This window comes from Metasolibacillus sp. (assembly GCF_025291715.1).
In the GTDB taxonomy this organism is placed as follows: Bacteria; Bacillota; Bacilli; order Bacillales_A; family Planococcaceae; genus Metasolibacillus; species Metasolibacillus louembei.
The window spans coordinates 18,589-30,759 of sequence record NZ_JAMBIZ010000013.1 but is presented as its reverse complement, the minus strand read 5'-3'; the positions used below and the strand labels follow the sequence as shown (position 1 = coordinate 30,759).

Annotated in this window: 13 protein-coding genes; 10 read left to right on the top strand and 3 right to left on the bottom strand. The window is 38.3% G+C overall.

Annotated features, from left to right (window positions below):
* The first annotated feature begins 133 nt into the window (after positions 1 to 133).
* The 6 genes from M3Z76_RS10140 to M3Z76_RS10115 all read left to right on the top strand — a co-directional run bounded on the left by M3Z76_RS10140 (position 134) and on the right by M3Z76_RS10115 (position 5,835).
* Positions 134 to 1,822 (top strand): long-chain-fatty-acid--CoA ligase, encoded by a 1,689-nt coding sequence (locus tag M3Z76_RS10140; RefSeq protein WP_293926222.1) that lies wholly within the window; start codon positions 134 to 136, stop codon positions 1,820 to 1,822.
* Between the two features lie 127 nt (positions 1,823 to 1,949).
* Positions 1,950 to 2,531, top strand: coding sequence for a fatty acid metabolism transcriptional regulator FadR (locus tag M3Z76_RS10135; RefSeq protein ID WP_293926224.1), 582 nt, complete (start codon positions 1,950 to 1,952; stop codon positions 2,529 to 2,531).
* A 16-nt stretch (positions 2,532 to 2,547) separates the two neighbouring features.
* Positions 2,548 to 3,321: an enoyl-CoA hydratase gene (locus tag M3Z76_RS10130; RefSeq protein ID WP_293926226.1), complete on the top strand. Its 774-nt coding sequence runs from the start codon at positions 2,548 to 2,550 to the stop codon at positions 3,319 to 3,321.
* Positions 3,322 to 3,448: 127 nt separating this feature from the next.
* Positions 3,449 to 4,222 (top strand): electron transfer flavoprotein subunit beta/FixA family protein, encoded by a 774-nt coding sequence (locus M3Z76_RS10125; protein WP_293926229.1) that lies wholly within the window; start codon positions 3,449 to 3,451, stop codon positions 4,220 to 4,222.
* 37 nt (positions 4,223 to 4,259) lie between these two features.
* Positions 4,260 to 5,237, top strand: a complete 978-nt coding sequence (locus M3Z76_RS10120; protein ID WP_293926232.1) for an electron transfer flavoprotein subunit alpha/FixB family protein — start codon at positions 4,260 to 4,262, stop codon at positions 5,235 to 5,237.
* Positions 5,238 to 5,700: 463 nt separating this feature from the next.
* Complete coding sequence (locus M3Z76_RS10115; protein ID WP_293926234.1) at positions 5,701 to 5,835, top strand: hypothetical protein; 135 nt, start codon at positions 5,701 to 5,703, stop codon at positions 5,833 to 5,835.
* Between the two features lie 423 nt (positions 5,836 to 6,258).
* Here M3Z76_RS10115 and M3Z76_RS10110 read toward each other — a convergent pair whose 3' ends face one another.
* Positions 6,259 to 6,894 (bottom strand): hypothetical protein, encoded by a 636-nt coding sequence (locus M3Z76_RS10110; RefSeq protein WP_293926236.1) that lies wholly within the window; start codon positions 6,892 to 6,894, stop codon positions 6,259 to 6,261.
* A complete protein-coding gene (locus M3Z76_RS10105; protein ID WP_295656206.1) occupies positions 6,887 to 7,414 on the bottom strand; it encodes a sigma-70 family RNA polymerase sigma factor in 528 nt (175 codons plus the stop codon). Before M3Z76_RS10105 ends, M3Z76_RS10110 begins: the two co-directional genes overlap by 8 nt.
* A gap of 446 nt (positions 7,415 to 7,860) precedes the next feature.
* Here M3Z76_RS10105 and M3Z76_RS10100 point away from each other — a divergent pair, with 446 nt between their 5' ends.
* The 3 genes from M3Z76_RS10100 (at position 7,861) to uvrC (ending at position 10,608) form a co-directional block, all read left to right on the top strand.
* Positions 7,861 to 8,352: a GNAT family N-acetyltransferase gene (locus M3Z76_RS10100; protein ID WP_293926241.1), complete on the top strand. Its 492-nt coding sequence runs from the start codon at positions 7,861 to 7,863 to the stop codon at positions 8,350 to 8,352.
* A gap of 72 nt (positions 8,353 to 8,424) precedes the next feature.
* The gene (gene trxA, locus M3Z76_RS10095) at positions 8,425 to 8,739 is read left to right on the top strand and encodes a thioredoxin (RefSeq protein WP_293926244.1); all 315 of its coding nucleotides are present in this window, start codon (positions 8,425 to 8,427) and stop codon (positions 8,737 to 8,739) included.
* A gap of 81 nt (positions 8,740 to 8,820) precedes the next feature.
* A complete protein-coding gene (uvrC, locus tag M3Z76_RS10090) occupies positions 8,821 to 10,608 on the top strand; it encodes an excinuclease ABC subunit UvrC (RefSeq protein WP_293926246.1) in 1,788 nt (595 codons plus the stop codon).
* 235 nt (positions 10,609 to 10,843) lie between these two features.
* On the opposite strand, the gene M3Z76_RS10085 is transcribed toward uvrC, so the two are convergent.
* Entirely contained in the window at positions 10,844 to 11,257 is a 414-nt protein-coding gene (locus M3Z76_RS10085; RefSeq protein WP_293926248.1) for a YslB family protein, read from the bottom strand.
* Positions 11,258 to 11,526: 269 nt separating this feature from the next.
* Here M3Z76_RS10085 and M3Z76_RS10080 point away from each other — a divergent pair, with 269 nt between their 5' ends.
* Complete coding sequence (locus M3Z76_RS10080; protein ID WP_293926251.1) at positions 11,527 to 12,141, top strand: succinate dehydrogenase cytochrome b558 subunit; 615 nt, start codon at positions 11,527 to 11,529, stop codon at positions 12,139 to 12,141.
* Positions 12,142 to 12,171: the final 30 nt, after the last annotated feature.

Sequence of the window (12,171 nt, the reverse complement as noted above, 5' to 3'; positions counted from 1 at the left end):
GACAAGTAATAAATTGCATAATCGAGCGAATTTTCTAATTAATAGCAAAAAATCATTTGTAAACGCATTCATTTTTCACTATAATAATTAATAATAGCATATGAAAAATATACTAGGTGAAGGGGAGAATGTTATGACAGAGAAGGTGTGGTTAAAGAAGTATCCCGAGGAGATTCCGCATGAAATCGACTTACCTGCAATGCCTGTACAGCAATTTTTAACGGAGGCTTACAATGTATATCCCGATAAAGTTGCCGTGCATTTTATGGGGAAGGAGCTAACGTATAAAGAGCTGTACGAATCCTCTTTAAAGTTTGCAAACTATTTGCGTTCCTTAGGGATAGAGAAGGGTGACCGTGTGGCGGTTATGCTACCGAACTGTCCACAAGCTGTTATCGCTTACTATGGTACGATGTATGCAGGGGGCATTGTTGTCCAAACAAATCCGCTTTATACAGAGCGGGAGCTGCAATATCAAATGGCTGACTCAGGCGCAAAAGTGCTATTAGTAATGGATATTTTATATCCAAGAGCGATGAAGATTATAAAGGAAACCGCTTTGGAGAATGTCATTGTCACAGGGATCAAAGATTATTTACCATTCCCGAAAAATTTAGTGTACCCATTCATTCAAAAGAAGCAATATGGCTTTAGCGTTAAGGTTGAGCATAGTGGGACAAATCATTTATTTACGCATATTATGCAATCAAGCTCGCCAAATCCAATACCTCTCGACTTTGATTTTGAGCAAGATTTAGCATTATTGCAATACACTGGTGGGACAACAGGATCACCAAAAGGGGTTATGCTAACGCATAAAAATTTAGTTGCAAATACGAAAATGTGCGATGCATGGATGTATAAAAGCGAGGAAGGCAATGAAACAGTTTTAGGCATACTGCCGTTCTTCCATGTGTATGGTATGACAACCGTTTTAATTTTAGCAGTTATGCTAAAAGGCAAAATGGTGTTACTGCCGAAGTTTGATGCAGAGCAAGCATTAAAAACGATTGATAAGCAGAAGCCAACATTATTCCCTGGCGCACCAACGATGTATATCGGTTTATTAAATCATCCAGGTATCGGCAACTATGACCTTTCCTCAATTAAGGCATGTTTAAGTGGTTCAGCTCCATTGCCAGTCGATGTGCAAGAGAAGTTTGAAAAGATTACTGGTGGGAAGCTTGTCGAAGGCTACGGGCTAACAGAAACATCACCTGTAACACATGCTAACTTTATCTGGCATGATCGCATAGTCGGTTCGATTGGTGTACCTTGGCCAAATACAGATGCTATCATTTTACGAAGTGGTGACTATGAGCCTTTACCATCAGGGGAAATTGGTGAAATTGCTGTAAAAGGTCCACAAGTCATGAAAGGCTATTGGAATCGACCAGAAGAAACGGCAATGTCATTTTATGATGGTTGGTTTTTAACTGGAGATTTAGGCTATATGGATGAAAACGGTTATTTTTATGTAGTAGACCGAAAAAAAGATATGATTATCGCAGGGGGCTTCAATATTTATCCACGTGAAGTAGAGGAAGTATTGTATGAGCATGAAGCAATACAGGAATGTGTTGTTGCAGGGATTCCTGACCCATATCGTGGTGAAACAGTGAAGGCGTATATTGTATTAAAAGAAGGCTATTCAGTAACAGAAGAGCAGCTAAATGAATTTTGTCGTAAAAACTTAGCTTCATTCAAAGTGCCACGTCACTATGAGTTCCGTACAGAGCTACCAAAAACAGCGGTAGGGAAAATTTTACGTCGCTCATTAATTGATGAAGAAAAGCAAAAGCTTGCAGCGAAAGAAGCATAAGAAAATATTTGGTGAACTACTTGACATCTAGTAGAACAAATAATAATATAAAAACATGAATGAATGGTCATTCATGTTTTTCTTATGAAAAGAAAATGTAATTGATTTTTTACTGGTGGTGATAAACATGAAGCGCAATAAACCAAAATATAAACAAATTATTGATGCTGCTGTTATTGCAATTGCTGAAAATGGCTACCATCAGGCTCAAGTTTCGAAAATTGCCAAACAGGCTGGCGTTGCTGACGGCACAATTTATCTTTATTTCAAAAACAAAGAGGATATTTTAATTTCTGTTTTTCAAGAAAAGATGGTCGTGTTCGTTGAAAACTTACAGGAAATTTTAAAAAGTGGTGAAACCTCTTCAGAAAAACTATGCCGAATGATTGAAGGTCACTTTTCAGTATTAGCGGATGATCATCATCTTGCAACGGTGACACAATTAGAATTACGTCAGTCCAATAAGGAAATTCGCTTAAAAATCAATGCGATTTTAAAGGAATATTTAAAATTGCTTGATGAAATTTTAATTGAAGGCATGGTGTCTGGTGAATTTAATTCTGCAATGGATGTGCGAGTAGCGCGTCAAATGGTATTTGGCACAATCGATGAAATTACGACAACTTGGGTAATGAATGACTATCGTTATAATTTACTTGAACAAGCACCAAAAGTGCAGCAATTACTACTGAATGGCTTAAAAGCTTAAAGGGGTGTATGGAAGAATGGAATTTCTCAGTTGGGCAATAGACGAAGGCGTAGCTGTTGTAACAATACAGCGACCACCAGCCAACGCTTTATCACGAGGAATGATTGCAGAAGTTAATGAATTACTCGATATAGTGGAGCATAATGAGGAAGTTCGTGTCATCGTATTACATGGTGAAGGGCGCTTTTTCTCTGCCGGTGCAGATATTAAAGAATTTACAGAAGTATCATCAGGCGCAGAATTCGCAAAATTATCTCAGCATGGACAAAATGTTTTTGAGAGATTAGAAACATTCTCGAAACCTATTATTGCAGCGATTCACGGTGCAGCATTAGGCGGGGGGCTAGAGCTAGCAATGGGCTGTCACTTACGCTATGTAACTGAAGGTGCGAAGCTAGGCTTGCCAGAGCTACAGCTAGGCTTAATTCCTGGTTTTGCAGGTACACAGCGCTTACCGCGTTATGTAGGCTTTGCAAAAGCGGCTGAAATGCTGTTTACATCAGAGCCAATTACAGGGGCAGAGGCTGTCCAATGGGGATTAGCAAACCAAGCATTTACGGATGAGGAATTATTGCCAAAAACGCTTGAAATTGCGAAAAAAATTGCGAAGAAAAGTCCAGTTGCACTAAAGGCGGCTATTGCGATGCTACAATATGCAAAGCCTGCATCCTTCCATGAAGGGGTAGCAGCCGAGGCGGAAAGCTTTGGGACAGTTTTCGTATCAGAGGACGCAAAAGAGGGAATACAAGCATTTATTGAAAAACGTCAACCAGTTTTTAAAGGTAAATAATCAATTACGCCCCAGCGTAATTGCGTCCGGATTTTTTTGAGTATGCGAGGAAAACCTCGTCACATTCCTATTAAAGAAGGAAATTTACTACTGAATCAAAATAAATTAGCTTTCGGGGGTCTGGAAAATGAACATTTATGTATTAGTAAAACGCACGTTTGACACAGAGGAAAAAATCGTTGTAGCAGGTGGCAAAATTCAAGAGGATGGCGCAGAGTTCATCATTAACCCATACGATGAGTATGCGATTGAAGAAGCGATTCAAAAGCGTGATGCACTAGGTGGCAAAGTAACGGTTATCACAATCGGTGGCGAAGATGCTGAAAAGCAATTGCGTACAGCATTGGCAATGGGTGCCGACGAAGCGGTCCTAATTAATACAGAAGACGATTTAGACGAATTAGATCAATATTCATCAGCTTATATTCTAGCAGAATATTTAAAAGATAAAGAGGTAGATTTAATTTTAGCAGGTAATGTTGCAATTGATGGTGGCTCTGGTCAAGTAGGCCCTCGTCTAGCTGACCTTTTAGGTATCAATTATGTCACAACAATTACAAGCCTAGAAATCGATGGCACAAACGTGAAAATCGTGCGTGATATCGAAGGGGACTCAGAAGTGTTAGAAACTTCATTACCTTTATTAGTAACAGCGCAACAAGGCTTAAACGAGCCACGCTACCCATCTTTACCAGGGATTATGAAGGCGAAGAAAAAACCATTAGAAGAGCTTGAGCTTGATGATTTAGACATCGATGAAGATGATGTAGAAGTAAAAGTGGAAACAGTAGAAATCTACTTACCACCACAAAAAGCAGCAGGTCGCGTGTTAGAAGGCGAATTACAGGCACAAGTAAAAGAGCTTGTTAACTTACTACACACAGAAGCAAAAGTAGTCTAATTGCATATTCATAACAAAGGTAACGGAGGGAAATAGCATGTCAAAAAAAGTGTTAGTTTTAGGGGAAGTTCGTGAAGGAAGCCTACGTAACGTATCGTTCGAGGCAATTGCAGCAGCAAAACAAATCGCTGATGGTGGCGAAATTGTTGGGGTATTAATCGGAGATAGCGTTGCGGGTGTCGCAAATGAATTAGTTGCATACGGTGCAGACCGCGTTGTCACAGTGGAACACCCACACTTAAAATCATATACATCTGATGGCTTTAGCCAAGCATTTATGGCAGTTGTTGGTGAAGAAAGCCCAGAAGCAATCGTATTTGGTCACACAGCTCTTGGGAAAGACTTATCACCAAAAATCGCATCAAAATTACAAGCAGGTCTTGTATCTGACGTAACAGAAATCGAAGGCGCTGGTGACGGTGCAGTATTTATCCGCCCAATTTATTCTGGTAAAGCATTCGAAAAAGTAAAGGTGAAGGATGGCATCGTATTTGTAACGATTCGTCCAAACAATATCGCACCACTTGCAAAAGATGCAGGTCGCTCAGGCGATGTATCGTCATTAGCTGTTGATATTACAAACTTGCGTACAATTATTAAAGAAGTTGTTCGCAAATCAGCAGAGGGTGTTGATTTATCAGAGGCAAAAGTGGTTGTTGCTGGCGGACGTGGCGTGAAATCAGAAGAAGGCTTTGAGCCATTAAAAGAGCTTGCGAACGTATTAGGCGGTGCAGTTGGTGCTTCTCGTGGTGCATGTGACGCAGAATACTGTGACTACTCTTTACAAATCGGTCAAACGGGTAAAGTTGTAACACCTGATCTTTATATCGCAGCAGGTATTTCAGGCGCAATCCAGCATTTAGCGGGTATGTCAAACTCAAAAGTAATCGTAGCGATCAACAAAGACCCAGAAGCTAACATTTTCAAAGTAGCAGACTACGGTATCGTTGGCGACCTATTCGAAGTTGTCCCAATGTTAATTGAGGAATTTAAAGCGTTGAAGGCAAACGCTTAATAAAAGGCTGTAGGGGAACACTTCCCCTACAGATTTTTGTATTTTTATTGAAATGGAGAAAAGGCCATTTCCATTTAAAGTTAGTGTAGATTTATGTAAAGAATTGATTAATTAAAAAGCCCGATAAAACAATCTCTTTTGTTATTGTATATGAGGTTGTTTTTATTTTCTTTACAAGCAAGTTCCATGTCAGATAACTACATCGATAATAAATTTAACTATCAAAGCTTAGTGTAGATTTAGAAATTGACTTTGAATGATATATTACAAGAAATCTGTCAAAGATTACTGAAAAAATCGATTATTATCAAAAAGATAATAAAAATAGGGAAATCACGAACAATTAGAAACTAGAAATTGCCCAACTTCCACATGTACTAATGTCACTCAATCAAATGCTACTAATCCTAAAACTTGGCTTAGTAACTTTATACCTGCTTCAATTAATTTATTAGACGAAGATATGGGTCAATTATTAGAAGAGGGTAGCGATTTGTCACCAGATAGTCCAAATTATTATTCTCATGAAGAATTAGTTAAGATGTCTCCAGAAGAATTAGAGGAAATTGGTTACCCTAATCCTTTTGACTTTCAATAGCTAATGGTTACATAATAATATTGAAGAAACTCACTCTGGATTTTATAGAAAAACACCTCTACTTGAATTATTAGGTATTTTGATACCAATTTTCAATGTAAGGTGTTTTTATTTATTGTATTTTTAGAAATGAGAGTATAAATCAATAAAGGTTATTTTAACTTGATTCAGCAAAAGTCCGCCACTTCTATAAGTGTGGGATGAATGCAGGAAAAGTAACGAAATCAGAAGGATTGCCAAACTACCTGTATCTAACGTTACGCTTTCGATACAAAAAAGATTTGCTCCTGCGGTTACTCGTCGCAAAAAATATTGCTGATTCAAGTTAAGCCTTCGGCGGATGTCACAGATTTTGAAGGGGAGTTTTCGAACGAGCTCGAAAAAATCTGGACAAGAGTTAGCCGAGGCGTAATTGATTATAGACTAGTCTGCATTGTCTTGTTGTTCTAAAAACTTTTGTGTTTCTGCAAAGTCTGGGCCTGCATACATTAGAAATACGTATAACCCATTAGGTGTAAACTCGGCTTTTATTACATGGGACGTTTCACTTGAATAAAGAAACTGAGTTTCCTCAACAGTAAATTTTGTTCCTTTGTAATGAGTAAATACCTCATCAAAACGCTGCTCATTTGTTCCAATAAGTATGATAGACACTAATTTCTCTTGTATAAAATAAAATCTTGCATTGCCCCCATAATCTAATATGAGATCCGCGTTACTACCATCCTCTTGAAATTCTGTTGTGTAATTCTCTCCTAAGAGTTTTGTTACTTTGGCTTTTGGATCACCCAAGGTAACACCATGTAAATAAAATAAACCTTGTTCTTCATAAAATGCGGGTTCGGTGAAGTCAATCGTTGTGGCATGTTTATCCCCCATAAACATCTGATTGACAATAAAAAGAATAGAGCTGATTGTTAAAACAGCACTTAGTATAACAAATCGCCATCTAAATGCAGGCTTGCGGGGGCCATTTTCTATTTCCTGCAATACATTAAATATCACACGTTGTTTAATGGCTTGTAAGTCTTTTATTTCAGTAGGTGTATAGTTATTCATTTAAAAGCACCTCCCATTGAATATCTTTCAATTTATTTTTCAATAGTTCTTTGCCTCTTCTTAATCGCGTTTTTACCGTACTTTCTGGAATAGTCAAAATACTGGCTATATCTTTAATATTCATTTCATTAAAATAAAAATAAATGAGTACCTCTCTTTGTTTTAATGGTAATTCAAGAATTGCCTCTCCTACTATGGTTTCTTCCTCTTTTCTTACCAGTTCATCTAAATCTATTTTACTATCGAAAGGGAAAATTTTATTTTGTAGTTGTACTTTGCGATAAGACCAGCTCTTTAAATAATCTTTACTTTTATTAGCTGTCATTTTATATAAAAAAGCTTTTAGCTCTCCCCGTTCTTCATATTTATCTTGATGGTGATACATCTTTATAAATACTTCTTGAACAATATCCTCAGCTGCTTGGCAATCCTTTACATAATAATAAGCTAATCGTATTAAGGATTCTGTATATAGATTCATTATTTCTTTTAAGTCATGAATAGTTAACAAAAATACCACTCCTTTCCTTTCTTCACTTATAAAACGATTCTCAATGCAGTAAAGTTTGGATTTTTTTATTTCGTGCTGTAAAAATTTAGGTATTTACTAAAAATATGAAATTTTAGTACAGAAATGGCTCGGGGAGACATCTTGGGGAAATAGATATCTTAATGGAACATATACTAACTTGACTACAATAATTATTTCAGTTGATGGAAAAAAATTGCAGATGCTTAAATAAAGTTTACAATAGATTATCATAAGACACCAGATGATTATAAGGGGCGTGGAGTACTGTATAAATAATATTTAAACAAACCTTATACATAAATCACATGAAATCAAAATTTACTAATTTGATTTCATGTGATTTTTCATATATTCAGCAAGAAGTAAAGAAATTGAATGTTGTATGATAAGCTAATTTTAACAGCAAGAGGATTATGAATTTGAGGTGATTTTGAATGAACAATATAATGCTTAGACCTTTAAAATCAGAAGATTTCGCCTATGTCCTAGCGTGGAGCAAAGACCCAGATTTTTGTGCAGCAAGCGGCTGGGAAATCGAGAGAGAAGAAGAGGAATTAGCTGCATGGTGGGAACGTTGTATACATATAAACAATGCTACTTTCATAAGGGTGGGTATTGAATATCAAAACAAGCTAATTGGTTACACTGATTTAGCAGAAATACATAACAGGCAAGCAGAAATCGGCATAACGATTGGTGATCGTAGTTTGTGGGGTAGAGGTCTAGGCGTAGCAGTGGTGCAGCAACTAATTCAATACGGTATGGAGCAATTACATATCACTACATTTTTAGGTGAAACACATGCGACGAATAGACGTGCACAAAAAATGCTAGAAAAGCTTGACTTTAAGGAAATTAGCCGCGTTGGTAGCGAGCTGTATTGTGGCGAGGAAACCGCACTTATTCAATATCAATATAACCTCTGAGCAATATGCTATCCTCAGTATTTTAAACATGCTATACTACAGGCAGATGTTAGTTGAAGGAGGCTATTTAAAATGGCAATTATACAAGCGACAGATCAAAACTTTTCACAAGAAATCGCAAACGGCGTAGTTCTTGTAGACTTTTGGGCAACATGGTGCGGACCATGTAAAATGATTGCACCAGTTCTTGAGGAATTAGATGCAGAGATCGGTAATAATGTGAAAATCGTAAAAGTGGATGTTGATAACAACCAAGCGACAGCAGCAGAATACCAAATCATGTCAATCCCATCATTATTATTATTCGTAGATGGCGAATTAAAGGCGAAAACGGCTGGTTTCCAACCGAAAGAAGCATTAATCGACTTTATCGACTCGAACAAATAAGATGGAGCCGCGCACTGTGAAATCAGTAGCGCGGCTTTTCATTTTTCGCTATCATTATGTTAAAAGTATAGGTGATTCTAAATGAATGAAATCATTCACAATAAACTAGCTATTCTACCAGATGAACCAGGCTGTTATTTAATGAAAGACCGCCAAGGGACAGTGATTTATGTTGGTAAGGCAAAAATACTGAAAAACCGTGTGCGCTCTTATTTTTCGGGAACGCATGACGGTAAAACACAGCGTTTAGTTAGCGAAATCGAAGACTTTGAATATATCGTGACAGCATCTAACCTAGAGGCATTAATGCTTGAGTTAAATTTAATCAAGCAATACGACCCAAAGTATAATGTGATGCTAACAGATGATAAAACGTATCCGTATATTAAAATAACGAATGAAAAATATCCACGTATTTTAACGACGCGTAAAATTCAAAAGGATAAAGCGAAATATTTCGGTCCATATCCAAATGCCTATGCGGCCAATGAAACGCGCAAGCTGTTAGATCGTATTTATCCGCTTCGCAAATGTGCACAGTTGCCAGCACAAGTATGCTTATATTATCACTTAGGGCAATGTTTAGCACCTTGTGTGAAAGAAATTGAGTCACACATTTATCGTGATATGACAGAGGAAATTGCGAAATTTTTAAATGGTGATTATATCGAGGTCAAGCAAAATTTAGAGCGTCAAATGCTAGAAGCAGCAGAAGCATTACAATTTGAACGAGCAAAGGAATTTCGCGATCAAATTGCCCATATTGAGGCGATTATGCAAAAGCAAAAAATTATCACGAAGGATTTATCCAATCGCGATGTATTTGGCTATGCGGTAGAAAAGGGCTGGATGTGTGTCCAAGTATTATTTGTGCGACAAGGGAAATTAATCGAGCGTGACGTTTCCATTTTCCCGATTTACCGTGACCCAGAGGAGGAATTTTTAACATTCGTTGGGCGCTTTTATGAGGAAACGAAGCATTTGAAGCCAAAGGAAATATTGATTCCTTCATCAATTGAGGAAGCATTACTTGAGCAACTGCTAGATGTACGCGTTGTTATTCCAAAGCGTGGTGCAAAAAAAGAGCTCGTGGATATGGCGATGAAAAATGCCCAAATAGGTATTCATGAAAAATTCCAGTTGATTGAAAGGCAAGAGGTACGCACTGTAGGCGCTTGTGAGGCGCTTGGGGAGGCGATGGGCATCGCAGCACCTCTTCGTATCGAGGCGTTCGATAATAGCCATATGCACGGTGCAGATGCGGTTTCAGCGATGGTTGTCTTTATTGATGGCAAGCCTGCGAAGAAGGAATATCGTAAATATAAATTGCGTGAAGCAGCGAGCCATGATGATTATGGTGCCATGCAGGAAGTAATTCGCCGCCGCTATAGCCGCGTGTTAAAGGAAAATTTGCCGCTGCCTGATTTAATAGTGATCGATGGTGGGAAAGGGCAAATGGAGGTGGCACGTGAAGTTATTGAGGATGAGCTAGGCTTGTATATTCCGATTGCAGGCTTAGCGAAGGATGATAAGCACAATACATCACAGTTGTTATTTGGCGAGCCACCTATACCGATTGAGCTAAAGCGCACAAGCGATAGCTTTTATTTATTGCAACGTATTCAAGATGAGGTGCATCGCTTTGCCATTACCTTCTTACGTCAGCAGCATGGCACGAATGCGATTAAATCTGCGCTTGATCATATTGAAGGCGTAGGGCCGAAGCGTAAGCAACAGCTATTAAAGGCTTTCGGCTCGGTAAAAAAAATCCGTGAAGCAACGGTGGAGGAGTTAACAGCACAGCGCATTCCGCAAGCTTTAGCTGAAAAGATTTACGGATATTTTCAGGAACAAAAAGAGCAAAAATAGCGATTCGCTCAACGAAAGGTGAAAATCGCTCAACGGATGACGAAATTCGCCCATCCAATGTGAAAATTCGCTCAACCAACATAAAAGGGTGCGTCCGAAAAGTCATTTTGGGACGCACCCTTTGCGACGAGGATGGTGACAATTGATTGTGACCACCGCAGGAGCACAATTTTTTTACTATATAAAAAAGCGGAGCCGTCCAGAAAGTTCACTTTCTGGACGGCCCCTTCTTTATTTATATCTTTTCCTTCAAATCTGTTTTTAAATGAAACTCAACATATTGCTTTTTGCTATTTTTTTCGTCATAGCATTCTGTTAAATAACCTAGCTGATGCTGCATTTGCTGTGCTAAAAAGCCTGCTTCAAGGCGGAAGCAGCGGCTATCAAATTTTAAAATGTCTGAATCACCAGTCAATAAATATGTACGGCTATCTTTTGTTTCTTTTTCTAATGTTAATGCACCCCAGCCAGCCTCTTTGAAAAATGTAGCTGCTTCTTCCATTGAAAACAGGGGGAATTTTCTTGCGATGTCTTTGCCTGCCCAATAGAGCACATCTCCTTCGTGTTTTCCTAAAATTGAGGACAGTACATAATCGCGTAGTATTTCATAGCCAAACGTTGGAATCGTCTTTGTATTACCGCTTTCCATAGGTAAAAACCTCTTTCTAAAATTTCTTCTATATTGTTTAAATTTGCAAAAAATAGATATTACGCAAGAAAAATGCGCATGAAGTAGCGAAAAAAACGCTTAAAGAGCGACATGAATTATCGTAAGCTACCTTGACGCTCTAGTAGGTTGAGAGTACAATGGACATGTCATAATATTGTACCATGATGAAATTCGCAGTCAACGGACAACGTTTACAATTTCGTGACGGCTTGACTAGCGTATTTTAAGTACTAAGGGGGGTAACAGTCTTGTCAAAAGATCGTGAGTTTTTATGGCGCCGCTTACATTCTCTATTAGGGATTATTCCAGTAGGTCTGTTCTTGGTGTTCCACTTATCTTTGAACTTCACTGCAGTTGGTGGTGAAGAAGCTTACAATAGCGCAACTGGAATGATGGAGTTAGTTCCACATGCACTATTATTAGTAATGGAATGGGTAATCATTTATATTCCATTAATGTTCCATGCTTTCTACGGAGTGTATATCGCATTTACAGCAACAAATAATACTTCACGCTTTAGCACTTTCCGTAACTGGGCATTCCGTCTTCAACGTATGACAGGGATTTTCCTAGTAGTCTTCATCGCATGGCATATTTTCCAAACGCGTATCCAAAAGGCGCTTGGTGCGGAAGTCAACTTCGATATGATGGAGCAAATCGTTGCATCACCGTGGATGCTTGGGTTCTATATCGTAGGTATTTTATCTGCAACATTCCACTTAGCAAACGGTATTTGGGCATTTTTAGTGAGCTGGGGTATTACGCAATCTCCAAAGTCACAACAAATTGCCACATATGTAACGATGGTCATCTTTGTTATTCTAAGCATTATGGGCGTAGCAGCTATCGTATCATTCGTTTAAGAGAGAAGTTTTAGTTAAAGAAAGAGGAGT

Coding starts and splice junctions, on each gene's coding strand:
- M3Z76_RS10140 (WP_293926222.1), top strand. CDS start 134: ATGACAGAGAAGGTGTGGTTAAAGAAGTATCCCGAGGAGATTCCGCAT.
- M3Z76_RS10125 (WP_293926229.1), top strand. CDS start 3,449: ATGAACATTTATGTATTAGTAAAACGCACGTTTGACACAGAGGAAAAA.
- M3Z76_RS10115 (WP_293926234.1), top strand. CDS start 5,701: ATGGGTCAATTATTAGAAGAGGGTAGCGATTTGTCACCAGATAGTCCA.
- trxA (WP_293926244.1), top strand. CDS start 8,425: ATGGCAATTATACAAGCGACAGATCAAAACTTTTCACAAGAAATCGCA.
- M3Z76_RS10110 (WP_293926236.1), bottom strand. CDS start 6,894: ATGAATAACTATACACCTACTGAAATAAAAGACTTACAAGCCATTAAA.
- M3Z76_RS10135 (WP_293926224.1), top strand. CDS start 1,950: ATGAAGCGCAATAAACCAAAATATAAACAAATTATTGATGCTGCTGTT.
- M3Z76_RS10100 (WP_293926241.1), top strand. CDS start 7,861: ATGAACAATATAATGCTTAGACCTTTAAAATCAGAAGATTTCGCCTAT.
- M3Z76_RS10130 (WP_293926226.1), top strand. CDS start 2,548: ATGGAATTTCTCAGTTGGGCAATAGACGAAGGCGTAGCTGTTGTAACA.
- M3Z76_RS10120 (WP_293926232.1), top strand. CDS start 4,260: ATGTCAAAAAAAGTGTTAGTTTTAGGGGAAGTTCGTGAAGGAAGCCTA.
- M3Z76_RS10085 (WP_293926248.1), bottom strand. CDS start 11,257: ATGGAAAGCGGTAATACAAAGACGATTCCAACGTTTGGCTATGAAATA.
- uvrC (WP_293926246.1), top strand. CDS start 8,821: ATGAATGAAATCATTCACAATAAACTAGCTATTCTACCAGATGAACCA.